The organism is Rhodobacter sp. P2_H5 (assembly GCF_056403335.1).
The window spans coordinates 145,565-159,312 of record NZ_JBFUFS010000003.1 but is presented as its reverse complement, the minus strand read 5'-3'; the positions used below and the strand labels follow the sequence as shown (position 1 = coordinate 159,312).

Below are 13,748 nucleotides of genomic sequence, written 5' to 3'. Positions count from 1 at the left end.
GAATTTTGAGTGGAATGCCCCGCGGGGCGGTGTTTTGGAAAGGTGGATGCAGATGATGAGGACGGTTCTTGCGACTTTGATCGTTGCCCTTTCGGCGACGGCCGCGCTGTCGGATACGACGACGCAGACTTCGACCAAGTTGCCCGCCTGCGGGCTGGAATCCAAGAACGCCTTCGGCGCCCACAAAGCCTATCCCGCCATCGACGAGGGCAACGGCTATGTCGGCTTCAAGACCGAGGACATCGACGCCGCCGGGTTGAAAGAACGCTATTCGCTGGTCAACTGCGCCACCCGCACCATCGTTCAGGTCAAGGCGGAATATCCGATCACCGAGGCCTCGTCCGGAGCCGACCTGCTTGGCATGGTCGACAAGCTGCACAAGGCCCGCAAGATCGCCAATGAGGCGCTTTTCGCCAGCACGGCCAAGCGCGCCGGCTATGACGTGGTACAGGGCAAGCTGCCCAAACCCTTCACCGCCGACGCCCAGCGTCCGGAGTGCGGGTGCCAACTTTATTACCCTGAGACCGTAAGCCTCTGGGTGAAATGACAAAGCCGTCTGCGCCACAAGGGGCGGACGCAAGGAAAGACAAACGGGCCAAGACCCGGAGGGAACTAGATGTTGGAAGTCAAGCAGGTGACGAAGGGCAGAGTGGTCGTTGCGGCCATGATGCTCTTTGGCTTGAGCTGCTGTGCGCTTCTCCCGTACTGGCCCGAGTCGGATCTGTCGAAAGTCGCAGGTAAGCCTGCATTGTGCAAATTCACGAATGTGGACGTTGGCGCGGGTTTTCCCGCCAATCTGGGAAGCGAAATCGTGGCGCAAGATAGGTCCAGATCCTCGGTCGTGACCAACTGCGCGACCGGACAAACGGCTGTTCTTTCGTCCCATCCAGATTACCTGGCAATGCGGCGCACCATTCGCGGTGTTGATGGTACGGCACAGGGTACTGCGTGGGAACGGCTTGTGTCGGCAAGCGTGGCAAATGGCGCTTTTGCCGGACCGGTGTCAGACCCTTCGGACTTTAGCGATTGCGCCTGCGCGGCATACTACCCGGATTCCAAGATTGGACGCATGCGGTGATAGATACTTTGCCCTTAGTGTTCAACTTAAACTGCCAAGGGCGAAGTGACGGCTGGACGAATGACTGATGGGTGGCTACGCCGCCAAAATGAGAAACGGGCCAAGACCCGGAGGGACTACGGATGCAAATCGGACTGGAACATTATCTTGTCGTGGCGGCGGCTTTGTTCGTCATCGGCATTTTTGGCATCTTCCTCAACCGGAAGAACGTGATCGTCATCCTGATGTCGATCGAACTGATGCTTCTGGCCGTGAACATCAACTTCGTGGCCTTTTCCTCGAAATCGGGCGATCTGGTCGGGCAGGTGTTCACCCTGTTCATCCTGACGGTCGCCGCTGCCGAGGCCGCCATCGGCCTTGCCATCCTGGTCGTGTTCTTCCGCAACCGCGGCACGATTGAAGTTGAAGACGCGAACGTGATGAAGGGCTGAGGATATGGCAAGTCTCAATACGCTTGCGCCAGTGATCTTGCTGGCACCCTTGGTGGGCTCGCTGATCTGCGGGTTCTTCTGGCGCCTGATCGGCGAGAAGACCGGGCAGATCGTGGCGACCGGCCTGCTGTTTCTGGCGGCCGTGCTGTCCTGGGTCGTGTTCCTGGGTTTCGACGGCACCACGCAGCATATCGAACTGATGCGCTGGGTTGAAAGCGGCACGCTGTCGACCGACTGGGCGATCCGGCTGGACCGGCTGACCGCGATCATGCTGGTCGTGGTCAACACGGTCTCGGCTTTGGTCCACCTCTACAGCTTTGGCTACATGGCGCATGACGAGAACTGGGGCCACAGCGAGCCTTACCGGGCGCGCTTCTTCGCCTATCTCTCGTTCTTCACCTTCTCGATGCTGGCGCTGATCACCTCGGACAACCTGGTGCAGATGTTCTTCGGCTGGGAGGGCGTGGGCGTCGCCTCGTATCTGCTGATCGGCTTTTACTACCGCAAACCCTCGGCTGCGGCGGCGGCGATCAAGGCTTTCGTGGTCAACCGGGTTGGCGACTTCGGCTTTGCGCTTGGCATTTTCGCGCTGTTCTACCTGACGGATTCGATCAAGTTCGACGACGTGTTTGCCGCGACCCCGACGCTCGGCACCACCAACCTGCATTTCCTCTGGGGCAGCTGGTCGGCGGCCAATGTGATCGGCGTCCTGCTGTTCATCGGCGCTTGCGGCAAGTCGGCGCAGCTCTTCCTGCACACCTGGCTGCCCGACGCGATGGAGGGCCCGACGCCGGTGTCGGCCCTGATCCACGCGGCGACCATGGTGACCGCCGGGGTCTTCCTGGTCTGCCGGATGTCGCCGCTTTATGAATACGCCCCGCAGGCGAAAGAGCTGATCGTCGTGGTCGGCGCCTCGACCGCCTTCTTTGCCGCGACCGTCGGTCTGGTGCAGAACGACATCAAGCGCGTCATCGCCTATTCGACCTGTTCGCAGCTGGGCTACATGTTCGTGGCCGCGGGCTCGGGCGTCTATGGCGCGGCCATGTTCCACCTCTTCACGCATGCCTTCTTCAAGGCCATGCTGTTCCTCGGCGCGGGTTCGGTCATCACCGCGATGCACCACGAACAGGACATGCGGAACTACGGCGGTCTGCGCAAGAAGATCCCCTTCACCTTCGCCATGATGATGATCGGCACCCTGGCCATCACCGGTGTCGGCATTCCCCTGACCCATATCGGCTTTGCGGGCTTCCTGTCGAAAGACGCGATCATCGAAAGCGCCTATGCCGGCGGGTCGATGTATGGCTTCTGGCTGCTGGTCATTGCGGCCTGCTTCACCTCTTTCTACTCGTGGCGCCTGATCTTCCTGACCTTCTATGGTCCGGAAAAGGGCGATCACCATGCCCACGCGCATGCCAAGGAAAGCCCGCTGGTCATGACCATTCCGCTTGGCGTTCTGGCGCTTGGCGCGGTCTTTGCCGGGATGCTGTGGTACAACGACTTCTTCGGCAATCACGAGAAGATGTCGGCCTTCTTCTCGCTGCCGCACGAAGCTGCGGCAGAGGCCGCGGCAACCACCGGCGAGGCCAGTGCGCCCGCACATGCCACCGGCACCGAAGCTGCAACGACCGAGACCGCAACTGCGGCTACGGCAGAGGCGCCCGCTGCGGCCCATGATGCGGCCGCCGGTGCGACCGAGGCGCATGCTTTCGGTGCGATCGCCATCGGCCCGGACAACCATGTGCTGGAAAAGGCGCATGAAAGCCCGGTCTGGGTTCAGGTCTCGCCCTTCGTGGCCATGCTGATCGGCTTCCTCGTGGCGTTCCAGTTCTACATCCGCAACCCCAAGCTGCCGGGCCAGTTGGCCGCGCAGCAGGCACCGCTCTACCGCTTCCTCTTGAACAAGTGGTATTTTGACGAACTTTACGAGGTGATCTTCGTGCGCGCCGCCAAGGGTCTTGGCCGCTTCCTGTGGAAGCGTGGCGACCAGCAGATCATCGACGGCACGCTGAACGGCGTGGCCATGGGGATTGTTCCCTTCTTCACCCGGCTCGCGGGCCGGGCGCAATCTGGCTATATCTTCACCTACGCCTTCGCGATGGTTCTGGGGATTGCGCTTCTGATCACCTGGATGACCATCGCCGGAGGGACGCACTGATGTCCAATCTTCTCTCTATCGTCACCTTCATCCCGGCGGTGGCTGCGGTGATCCTCGCGCTGTTCCTGCGCGGCAATGACCCTGCGGCACAGCGCAATGCTAAATGGCTGGCGTTCTTCGCCACCTCGCTGAGCTTCCTCGTCTCGCTGCTGGTCCTGAAGAAATTCGACCCGTCCAACACCGGCTTCCAGATGGTCGAGGATCATCCCTGGGTGATGGGCCTGCGCTACAAGATGGGCGTGGACGGGATCTCGATCCTGTTCGTGATGCTGACCACCTTCCTGATGCCGATCACGATTGCCTCGTGCTGGAACGTGACCGACCGTGTGAAGGACTACATGATCGCCTTCCTGCTGCTTGAGACGCTGATGCTCGGCGTCTTCACCGCGCTGGACCTCGTTCTGTTCTACCTGTTCTTCGAAGCCGGGCTGATCCCGATGTTCCTGATCATCGGGATCTGGGGCGGGGTGAACCGGATCTATGCCTCGTTCAAGTTCTTCCTTTATACCTTCCTCGGCTCGGTCCTGATGCTGGTTGCCATGGTGGCCATGTACAAGGCGGCAGGCACGACGGATATCCCGACGCTGATGACCTTCAAATTCGCCCATGACCCAATGGTCGTGCTGGGGATGAATGTCACCGGCGGCTTGCAGACCCTGCTGTTCCTCGCCTTCTTCGCCAGCTTCGCGGTCAAGATGCCGATGTGGCCGGTCCATACCTGGTTGCCCGATGCCCACGTTCAGGCCCCCACGGCTGGTTCGGTCGTGCTGGCGGCGATCCTTCTGAAGATGGGCGGCTACGGTTTCCTGCGTTTCTCGATGCCGATGTTCCCGGTGGCCGCCGATCTGTGGAGCCCGGTGGTGTTCTGGCTGTCCGCCATTGCGATCGTCTACACCTCGCTCGTGGCGCTGGTGCAGTCGGACATGAAGAAGCTGGTGGCCTATTCCTCGGTCGCGCACATGGGCTATGTCACCATGGGCATCTTCACGATGAACCAGCAGGGCGTCGATGGCGCGATCTTCCAGATGCTGAGCCACGGCTTCATCTCGGGTGCGATGTTCCTTTGCGTCGGCGTCATCTACGACCGGATGCACACGCGTGAGATCGACGCCTATGGCGGTTTGATCAACCGGATGCCGGCCTATGCCCTGGTCTTCATGTTCTTCACCATGGCCAACGTCGGCCTGCCGGGCACTTCGGGCTTCGTGGGCGAGTTCCTGACCCTGATGGGGATCTTCCAGGTCAACACCTGGGTGGCCGCCGTCGCCACCTCCGGCGTGATCCTGTCGGCGGCCTATGGCCTCTGGCTCTACCGTCGCGTCGTCTTTGGCGCGCTGGTCAAGGAGAGCCTGAAAACCATCACCGACATGACCCGGCGCGAGCGGGCGATCTTCGCCCCGCTGATCGTGATGACGCTGCTTCTGGGGGTCTATCCCAAGGCGGTCACCGATATCATCGGCCCTTCGGTCGGTGCGATGATCACACAATTCCGCGCCGATGTGCCGGCCCCGGCTGCTGCCGTGGTCGCCGCGACGCCCGTTTCGAACTGAGAGGGGCCAGAGATGTTGACCCAAGATATCCACACGGTCCTTCCCGAGCTGATCCTCGCGGTCTATGCGCTCGCGGCCCTGATTTTCGCGGTCTACACCGGCAAGGACGGGGTGACCAACGCCCTGACCTGGGCCACGGGAGGCGTCATGGTGGCGCTGGCCCTGTGGATCGGCGTGGGCGAGAGCGGCAATAACGTGGCCTTCGGCGGCCTGTTCGTTGACGACGCCTTCGCGCGCTTTGCCAAGGTGACGATCCTTCTGTCGGCAGCGGCGGTTCTGGTGATCAGCCAGGATTACATGTCGCGCCGCGGGCTGGGGCGGTTTGAATACCCTATCCTCGTGGTCCTGTCGGTGATCGGCATGATGGCGATGGTTTCGGCGGGCGACCTCATGTCGCTTTACATGGGGCTGGAGCTGCAATCGCTGGCGCTTTACGTCGTGGCCTCGATCCAGCGCGACAGCGCGCGGTCGACGGAAGCGGGCCTCAAGTATTTCGTCCTTGGCGCTCTGTCCTCGGGCCTGCTGCTCTACGGCGCTTCGTTGGTCTACGGCTTTGCCGGCACCACGGGCTTTGCCGGCATCCTGACCACGGTCCAGCATGGCGTCCCGGTCGGGCTGTTGTTCGGTCTGGTCTTCATGATCTCCGGCCTTGCCTTCAAGGTCTCTGCCGCGCCCTTCCACATGTGGACGCCGGACGTCTATGAAGGGGCGCCGACCCCGGTCACCGCCTTTTTCGCTACGGCCCCCAAGGTCGCGGCCATGGCGCTGATCGCGCGGCTGGTGTTTGACGCCTTCGGTGGCATCACCGCGCAGTGGAGCCAGGTTCTGGCGGCGCTCTCGGTCGTCTCGATGTTCGTCGGCGCCATTGCCGCCATCGGGCAGAAGGACATCAAGCGCCTGATGGCCTATTCCTCGATCGCCCATATGGGCTTTGCGTTGATGGGTCTGGCGGCGGGTACCGCCTACGGCGTGCAGGCGATGCTGATGTACATGGCGATCTATGTCACCATGAACGTCGGCACCTTCGCCTTCATCATGTCGCTGGAGATGGGTGGCAAGCCGGTCACCGACATCAACCTCTTGAACCAGTTCTCCAAGCGCGAACCTTTGAAGGCCCTCGCTGTGCTGGTCCTGATGTTCTCGCTGGCCGGTGTGCCGCCGATGCTGGGCTTCTTCGGGAAGTTCTATGTGCTGAAGGCCGCCGTCGATGCCGGGATGGGCTGGCTGGCCGTGGTCGGCGTGATCGCCTCGGTGATCGGCGCCTTCTACTACCTGCGCATCGTCTTCTACATGTACTTTGGCGCCGAGCAGGAGGGTGCCTCCAGCCGGATGGCGCCGGTCCAGTGGCTGGCGCTCATGGCGGTGGCCGCGATCATGCTGATCGGTGTGATCAACTTCTTCGGCATCGAACCCGCAGCCGTCGCTGCCGCAGCTTCGCTTGTCGGCTGAGGCGGTCTGGCCCGAAGGTGTGGCACGCCACATCTTCGAAAGCCTCGACAGCACGAACGCCCATGCCCTGAGGCAGGCCCCGCAGACGCCGGGGCCTGCGTGGTTTCTGGCGCATGAGCAGACCGCCGGCAAAGGCCGCCGGGCGCGGCCCTGGGCCAGCCCGAGGGGTAATTTCTACGGCACGCTGCTGCTCCACCCGACCGAGCCCGCCGCCGAGGTGGCGCTCCGCTCCTTTGCGGCGAGCCTTGCGCTGCGCGATGCGCTGGTGGGGCTGACCGGGCTCGGGCAGGCGATCAGCCTGAAATGGCCCAATGACGTGTTGTTCAACGGTGGCAAGCTGGCGGGGATCCTGCTCGAAAGCACCTCGCAGGGGCCGGGGGTGGCGCATCTGGCCATCGGCATCGGCGTCAACCTGATCGGCGCGCCGGACCCTTCGATGGTGGAACCCAACGCCGTGCGCCCCGTCTCGCTTCTGCAGGAAACCGGCTTGCGCATCACGCCCGAGACCTTCCTGACCCATCTCGCCGCTGCCTTGGCGGGTTGGGAGGCGCGCTTTACGTCCGAAGGTTTCGCCCCCCTGCGCGCCGCCTGGCTGTCATCCGCCGCGCGTCTGGGCGAGGTGATCCAGGCCCGCACCGGCGCCACCACCCGCATCGGCACCTTCGAGACCATCGACGCCGCCGGCAACCTGATCCTGATCACCGCCGAGGGCCGTGAGGCCATTCCCGCCGCCGAGGTCTTTTTCTGATGCCTTGGCGCGCTATCTCCGTCTGGTCAGGGTCTGCGACCTGTTCCAGACCCCTGTCAGACCCGAGGTCCCCATGCTGCTCGCGATAGACTGCGGCAATACCAACACCGTGTTTTCGATCTGGGATGGCGCGAAGTTCCGCGCCACCTGGCGGATCTCGACCGACCACAAGCGGACGGCGGATGAGTATTTCGTCTGGCTCTCCTCGCTGATGGCGCTGACCAAGGTCGAGGCCCATGTGACCGAGGCAATCATCTCCTCCACCGTGCCACGGGTGGTCTTCAACCTGCGCGTCCTCTGCAACCGCTACTTCGACTGCCGCCCGCTGGTGGTGGGCAAGCCGGAATGTCGCCTGCCGCATCCGCCGCGGGTCGATCAGGGGGTCACGGTCGGCCCCGACCGGCTGGTCAACACGGCGGCGGGGTTCAACCGCCACGGCGGCAACCTGATCGTGGTGGATTTCGGCACGGCCACCACCTTCGACGTGGTCGATGACGATGGCGCCTATGTCGGCGGGGTGATCGCCCCCGGTGCCAACCTCAGCCTTGAGGCGCTCCACATGGCGGCGGCGGCTTTGCCCCACGTAGATGTGGCGCGCCCGGCCAAGGCCATCGGCACGAATACGATAGCCTGCATGCAATCGGGCGTGTATTGGGGCTATATCGGACTCGTCGAGGGCATTGTGCGCGAAGTGCGCAAGGAACGCGCCGCCCCGATGAAAGTCATTGCGACCGGCGGGCTGGCCCCGCTCTTCGCGCAAGGAACCGAACTTTTCGATGCGATCGAGGATGATCTGACCATGCATGGCCTCGTCCTCATCCACGCCTTTAACAAAGAGAGTGCCGATGGCCGCGAACACTAGTCCTGACAAGCTGATCCTCACCTCGCAGGTGCGCAATGGCGACAGGCTGATCTATCTTCCCCTCGGCGGTGCCGGGGAAATCGGCATGAACGCCTATGTTTACGGCTACGGCCCGCCCGGCAAGGAACGGCTGATCCTCGTCGATATCGGCGTGGCCTTCCCGGATATGGATGGTTCGCCCGGGGTTGACCTGATCATGGCCGATATTTCCTGGCTGACCGCAAGGCTGGACCGGCTGGAGGCGATCTTCATCACCCACGGCCACGAAGACCACCTCGGCGGGTTGCCGCATCTCTGGTCGCAGATGAAGAAGCCGGTCTATGCCCGCGCCTTCACCGCGACTTTGGGGCGTTTGAAGATGGAAGAGGCGGGGCTGGCGCGTGACGCGATCCGCACCGTGAAACCGCGGCCCGAGACGGTGGAGGCTGGCCCCTTCAAGGTGCAATTCCTGCCGGTCAGCCACTCGATCCCGGAAAGTGCGGCGCTTTTGATCGACACGCCGATCGGTCGCATCGTCCACTCCGGCGACTTCAAGCTCGACCGCAACCCGATCGTGGGCGAGGCCTGGGACGATGCGATGTTCTCCGAAATCGCAGCCGAGCGCCCGGTCAAGGCGCTGATGTGCGACAGCACCAACGTGTTTTCGCCTTTGCCGGGGCGGTCGGAATCCACTCTGGCGGTGCCTTTGGCCGAGCTGATCTCGGCCCAGGCCGGGATGGTGGTGGCGACGACTTTTGCTTCGAACGTCGCACGTCTGAAGACCCTGGCCGAGGCGGGGCGCGCGGCCGGGCGCACCGTCTGCCTGCTCGGTCGGGCGATGAAGCGGATGGTCTCGGCGGCGGAGCAATCCGGCGTGCTTCTGGGCTTTCCGCGTCATGTCGGACCGGAAGATGCGCTGGAAGTGCCGCGCCGCAGCCTGATGCTGATCGTGACCGGGAGCCAGGGCGAACGTCGGGCGGCCTCGGCACAGCTGGCGCGTGGCAAATACCTTGGGCTGGAGCTGCGCGAGGGGGATACGTTCCTGTTCTCCTCCAAGACCATCCCGGGCAACGAGCGTGACGTGCTGAAGGTGGTCAATGCCCTGTCCGAAAAGGGTGTGAACATCGTCGATGACAATGGCGGGCTTTACCACGTCTCGGGCCACGCCAACCGGCCCGATCTGGAACATGTCCACCGGCTTCTTTTGCCCGACATGGTGATCCCGATGCACGGCGAACACCGGCATCTGCGCGAACATGTGAAGATTGCCACCGATGCCGGGATCGCCTCGATCATCGCGACCAATGGCACGATGCTGAACCTGACCGGCGAAGTGCCGGTGGTGGCGGAACGGGTCGAGACGGGCCGCGTCTATCTGGACGGCACGGCCTTGGTTGGGGCGATGGACGGGGTGATCCGCAACCGGATCCGCCTCGCCTTGAACGGCCATGTCACGGTGACGCTGATCGTGGATGAGGATGGCGAGGCTTTGGGCGAGCCCTGGGTCGATATCCTCGGCCTGTCGCCGGTCGGGCGCGGCGGGCGGGATCTGGCCGAGACGCTGGAAGGCGATCTGAGCGAGTTTGTCGAAGGGGCGGGCCGCAAGGTCATGGCCGATGACGACAAGCTGGAAGAGGCGCTGAAGCGCGTGGTGCGGCAAGTGACGATGGAAGAGATCGGCAAGAAGCCCGAGGTCACCGTGGTGATCAGCCGGCTTTCGGCAGAGTGATCCCGGCCCGGGGGGCGCTCGGCGGACCCGGAGCGGGGGGCTCGCCGCCCCCCGCACCCCCCGCGCGGCAGGATGTGGGGCCCCGGTTGGGAGAAGCCTTCCACTGACAGAAAAACGCCCCGCTCTGGATGGAGCGGGGCGTTTTTGTCTTGGACCGGGAAATGCGCCGGATCAGGCGGCGCTGGATTCGCTTTCCTCATCATCCGGGGTCGCGGCCGCGATGCGGAAGCTGCGCAGGATGAAGTCGGGCACATGATCGCCCATGCCGACGATGCGCTCGTGCTGGCCGGGATAGGAGGAGCGGTAGTTCGGACGCTCGCCGCGCGGTTCGCTGCGGGTGGTTTCGCTGCGGGCCTCATGACGTTGCTCAGGGCGCTGGTCGGCGCGCTGTTCGGGGCGGGCATCGCGGGTCTCGCTGCGGCGTTCGCCGGAGTGGTTGCGCTCGCCGGAACGCTCGCCAGTGCGTTCCGTGTTGCGCTCGCCGCTCGGGCGTTGATCGCGGCGGCGCTCGTCGCTGCGCTCTTGCGGGGCGCGGGTCGGGGCGGCGGCAGGGGCTGCGACGAGGGTGTCTTCGGCGGCCACGCTTTCGATCACCGGCATGACGTCACGCGGCTTGACCTCGTTGCGCGCAGCAGAGGAGGCGCCGCCGCGCGGGCCACGGCCCGAACGACCCGAGGGGGCCGCACCGGAGCGGCCGGCGCTGCTGCGGGCGCGGTCGGAATTCTCGGAAGCGCCATCCAGTGCCCCTTCGGGCAGGGCGGCGCGCGGGATCGGCTGTTTCACCAGGCTTTCGATATTTCCGAGGTATTTGTCATCCGAAGGCACCGAGATGGTGAAGGCCTTGCCCAGACGCCCGGCGCGGCCGGTGCGGCCGATGCGGTGGACGTAATCTTCCGGATGCGAGGGTACGTCGAAGTTGAAGACATGGCTCACCGCCGGGATATCCAGACCACGGGCAGCCACATCCGACGCGATCAGAAGCCGCAAGGAGCCGTCGCGGAACTCGTCCAGCGTTTTGGTGCGCACCGACTGATCGAGGTCGCCATGGATCGGGGCTGCATGAAAACCGTGGGCTTTCAGAGACTTCGCCACGACATCCACATCCATCTTGCGGTTGCAGAACACGATGGCGTTGGTCAGGCTCTCGCCCTCGCCATTGATCAGCGCGCGCAGGACGGCGCGCTTTTCGGTGAAGCTGCGGTCCTTGCGGGTGGGCGTGAAGGCGAAGAGCTTCTGCTCGATCGAAGTGTTGGTGGTGGCCTGGCGGGCGACCTCGATCTTGGCGGGGTTGTTCAGGAAGGCGTTGGTGATGCGCTCGATCTCGGGCGCCATGGTGGCCGAGAAGAACAGGGTCTGCCGGGTTTTCGGCGTCATCTGGAAGATGCGCTCGATATCGGGGATGAAACCCATGTCGAGCATGCGGTCGGCCTCGTCGACCACCATGATCTGCACGCCGGTCAAGAGTAGTTTGCCACGCTCGAAATGGTCGAGCAGACGGCCCGGCGTCGCAATCAGCACGTCAACGCCACGGTCGATCAGCTTGTCCTGATCGCCGAAAGAGACGCCGCCGATCAGCAGGGCCTTGGTCAGCTTGGTGTATTTGGCGTATTTGTCGAAGCTTTCGGCCACTTGGGCCGCAAGTTCGCGTGTCGGGGCAAGGACCAGCGAGCGCGGCATCCGCGCGCGTGCCCGGCCCTGGCCGAGCAGCGTGATCATCGGCAGGGTGAAGCCTGCGGTCTTGCCGGTGCCGGTCTGGGCGATGCCCAGAACGTCCTGGCCCAGAAGGGCGGGCGGGATCGCCTGCGCCTGAATGGGGGTGGGGATTTCGTATCCGGATTCAACCACGGCTTGCAGCACGCGGGGGTCCAGTGCCAGATCAGAGAATTTTGTCATCAGCGTCCTGAAAGGGCGGGATCGGCCCGCCAAGGGTCAAGGGACGCATCTTCCGGGCGCCCCGGCGTCGGGCAAGATGCCCACGGCTCGCGGATAGCGGAAATTGTCCACAGGGTCAAGGTGAATGGGGCAGGGACCGACCCGCACCGACCTTTCAGGCCCTGAGGGCGCGCAGACCGCTTCCGCCGCCCTTGGAGGGGCCGCGAGGGCGCCAGCGCTTTTTCGCTCGCCGGCGCGACCACGGTGCCGCGCGCCATCTCAGACCATCATTTCCTTGGTCGCAGTCAGCTTCAGCTCGGGATAGTCGCGCTCGATCCGGTCGATGTCCCATTTCAGGCGGGTCAGGAAGACCGTCGCGCCATCGCTGTCGATTGCGATATGGCCCTTGTTGACGTTGATGAACTTTTCCATCTCGGGCTTGGGGCCGGAGACCCAGCGGGCCGAGGTGAACTGGCTGGGTTCAAAGCGGACGGGGAGGGAATATTCCTCCTCGATGCGGGAGGCCAGAACTTCGAACTGCAGTTGGCCCACGACGCCGACGATGAAGCCGGAACCGATCATCGGTTTGAAGACCTTGGCCGCACCCTCTTCGGCGAACTGGGTCAGGGCCTTTTCCAGATGCTTGGCTTTCATCGGGTCAAGCGCGCGCACGCCGGACAGAAGCTCGGGCGCGAAGGAGGGGATGCCGGTGAAGCGCAGGGCCTCACCCTCGGTCAGGGCGTCACCGATGCGGAGTTGCCCGTGGTTCGGGATGCCGATGATGTCGCCGGCCCAGGCCTCTTCGGTCAGCTCGCGGTCGGCGGCGAGGAACATCACCGGGTTGGCCACGGCCATCGGCTTTTTGGTCCGCACATGCAGAAGCTTCATGCCGCGTTCGAAATGCCCCGAGGCGAGGCGGACAAAGGCCACGCGGTCGCGGTGTTTCGGGTCCATATTGGCCTGAACCTTGAAGACAAAGCCTGCCACGGTGGGTTCGGAGGCGTCGATCAGACGTTCCGAGGCCTTCTGCGGCTGCGGCTCGGGGCCATATTCACCCATGCCATCCATCAGCTCCTTGACGCCGAAAGAGTTGATCGCCGAGCCGAACCAGATCGGCGTCATCGAGCCGTTGAGGAACGAGGCGCGGTCGAAGGCGGGCAGCAATTCGCGCGCCATTTCAATCTCTTCGCGGAACTTCTTCAGAAGGTCGGCGGGGACGTGTTTGGCCAGTTTCGGGTCATCCATGCCGGAGATCTGCAGGCTTTCGGCGACCTTGTTGCGGTCGGCGCGGTCCATGATCTCCAGCCGGTCATGCAGAAGGTCATAGGCCCCGATGAACTCGCGCCCCACGCCGATCGGCCAGGAGGCGGGGGTCACGTCGATCGCGAGGTTTTCCTGGATCTCGTCGATGATCTCGAAGACATCGCGGCTTTCGCGGTCCATCTTGTTGCAGAAGGTCAGGATCGGCAGGTCGCGCAGGCGGCAGACCTCGAAGAGCTTGCGGGTCTGGCTCTCGACACCCTTGGCGCCGTCGATCACCATGATGGCGGCATCGACCGCGGTCAGGGTGCGGTAGGTGTCCTCGGAAAAATCGCTGTGGCCGGGGGTGTCGACGAGGTTGAAGCGCCACTGCCGGTAGTCATAGGACATGGCCGAGGCCGAGACCGAGATGCCGCGCTCCTGCTCCAGCTTCATGAAGTCCGAACGCGTGCGCCGCGCCTCGCCCTTGGCGCGCACCTGACCCGCCATCTGGATGGCGCCGCCGAACAGCAGGAACTTTTCGGTGAGCGTGGTCTTGCCGGCGTCGGGGTGCGAGATGATCGCAAAGGTCCGGCGGCGGGAGATTTCGGGCGGGAGTTGGGGGCGGTTGTCGAGCATGGAGGGGCTGTAGC

General features: G+C 63.8%; 11 protein-coding genes. 9 read left to right on the top strand and 2 right to left on the bottom strand.

Translation table 11 applies throughout. The features are described 5' to 3' along the window. Positions 1-46: 46 nt before the first annotated feature. The 9 genes from AC1DVR_RS04970 to AC1DVR_RS04930 all read left to right on the top strand — a co-directional run bounded on the left by AC1DVR_RS04970 (position 47) and on the right by AC1DVR_RS04930 (position 9,984). Positions 47-547: a hypothetical protein gene (locus AC1DVR_RS04970; protein WP_477999428.1), complete on the top strand. Its 501-nt coding sequence runs from the start codon at positions 47-49 to the stop codon at positions 545-547. A gap of 69 nt (positions 548-616) precedes the next feature. Then, the gene (locus AC1DVR_RS04965) at positions 617-1,078 is read left to right on the top strand and encodes a hypothetical protein (RefSeq protein ID WP_477999427.1); all 462 of its coding nucleotides are present in this window, start codon (positions 617-619) and stop codon (positions 1,076-1,078) included. Positions 1,079-1,200: 122 nt separating this feature from the next. After that, complete coding sequence (nuoK, locus tag AC1DVR_RS04960) at positions 1,201-1,509, top strand: NADH-quinone oxidoreductase subunit NuoK (RefSeq protein WP_477999426.1); 309 nt, start codon at positions 1,201-1,203, stop codon at positions 1,507-1,509. Between the two features lie 4 nt (positions 1,510-1,513). Further along, positions 1,514-3,667 (top strand): NADH-quinone oxidoreductase subunit L, encoded by a 2,154-nt coding sequence (nuoL, locus tag AC1DVR_RS04955; RefSeq protein ID WP_477999425.1) that lies wholly within the window; start codon positions 1,514-1,516, stop codon positions 3,665-3,667. Continuing rightward, a complete protein-coding gene (locus AC1DVR_RS04950) occupies positions 3,667-5,217 on the top strand; it encodes an NADH-quinone oxidoreductase subunit M (protein WP_477999424.1) in 1,551 nt (516 codons plus the stop codon). The genes nuoL and AC1DVR_RS04950 overlap by 1 nt, the downstream gene beginning before the upstream one ends. Before the next feature lie 12 nt (positions 5,218-5,229). Continuing rightward, positions 5,230-6,666, top strand: a complete 1,437-nt coding sequence (nuoN, locus tag AC1DVR_RS04945; RefSeq protein ID WP_477999423.1) for an NADH-quinone oxidoreductase subunit NuoN — start codon at positions 5,230-5,232, stop codon at positions 6,664-6,666. Continuing rightward, a complete protein-coding gene (locus AC1DVR_RS04940; RefSeq protein ID WP_477999422.1) occupies positions 6,656-7,414 on the top strand; it encodes a biotin--[acetyl-CoA-carboxylase] ligase in 759 nt (252 codons plus the stop codon). The genes nuoN and AC1DVR_RS04940 overlap by 11 nt, the downstream gene beginning before the upstream one ends. Positions 7,415-7,487: 73 nt before the next feature. Further along, the gene (locus AC1DVR_RS04935; protein ID WP_477999421.1) at positions 7,488-8,276 is read left to right on the top strand and encodes a type III pantothenate kinase; all 789 of its coding nucleotides are present in this window, start codon (positions 7,488-7,490) and stop codon (positions 8,274-8,276) included. Next, the gene (locus tag AC1DVR_RS04930; RefSeq protein WP_477999420.1) at positions 8,260-9,984 is read left to right on the top strand and encodes a ribonuclease J; all 1,725 of its coding nucleotides are present in this window, start codon (positions 8,260-8,262) and stop codon (positions 9,982-9,984) included. Before AC1DVR_RS04935 ends, AC1DVR_RS04930 begins: the two co-directional genes overlap by 17 nt. A gap of 171 nt (positions 9,985-10,155) precedes the next feature. On the opposite strand, the gene AC1DVR_RS04925 is transcribed toward AC1DVR_RS04930, so the two are convergent. Together AC1DVR_RS04925 and AC1DVR_RS04920 are read right to left on the bottom strand one after the other, a co-directional pair. Next, positions 10,156-11,877: a DEAD/DEAH box helicase gene (locus AC1DVR_RS04925; RefSeq protein ID WP_477999419.1), complete on the bottom strand. Its 1,722-nt coding sequence runs from the start codon at positions 11,875-11,877 to the stop codon at positions 10,156-10,158. 258 nt (positions 11,878-12,135) lie between these two features. Further along, positions 12,136-13,734: a peptide chain release factor 3 gene (locus AC1DVR_RS04920; protein WP_477999418.1), complete on the bottom strand. Its 1,599-nt coding sequence runs from the start codon at positions 13,732-13,734 to the stop codon at positions 12,136-12,138. Positions 13,735-13,748: the final 14 nt, after the last annotated feature.

Coding starts and splice junctions, on each gene's coding strand:
- AC1DVR_RS04970 (WP_477999428.1), top strand. CDS start 47: ATGCAGATGATGAGGACGGTTCTTGCGACTTTGATCGTTGCCCTTTCG.
- AC1DVR_RS04965 (WP_477999427.1), top strand. CDS start 617: ATGTTGGAAGTCAAGCAGGTGACGAAGGGCAGAGTGGTCGTTGCGGCC.
- nuoK (WP_477999426.1), top strand. CDS start 1,201: ATGCAAATCGGACTGGAACATTATCTTGTCGTGGCGGCGGCTTTGTTC.
- nuoL (WP_477999425.1), top strand. CDS start 1,514: ATGGCAAGTCTCAATACGCTTGCGCCAGTGATCTTGCTGGCACCCTTG.
- AC1DVR_RS04950 (WP_477999424.1), top strand. CDS start 3,667: ATGTCCAATCTTCTCTCTATCGTCACCTTCATCCCGGCGGTGGCTGCG.
- nuoN (WP_477999423.1), top strand. CDS start 5,230: ATGTTGACCCAAGATATCCACACGGTCCTTCCCGAGCTGATCCTCGCG.
- AC1DVR_RS04935 (WP_477999421.1), top strand. CDS start 7,488: ATGCTGCTCGCGATAGACTGCGGCAATACCAACACCGTGTTTTCGATC.
- AC1DVR_RS04930 (WP_477999420.1), top strand. CDS start 8,260: ATGGCCGCGAACACTAGTCCTGACAAGCTGATCCTCACCTCGCAGGTG.
- AC1DVR_RS04925 (WP_477999419.1), bottom strand. CDS start 11,877: ATGACAAAATTCTCTGATCTGGCACTGGACCCCCGCGTGCTGCAAGCC.
- AC1DVR_RS04920 (WP_477999418.1), bottom strand. CDS start 13,734: ATGCTCGACAACCGCCCCCAACTCCCGCCCGAAATCTCCCGCCGCCGG.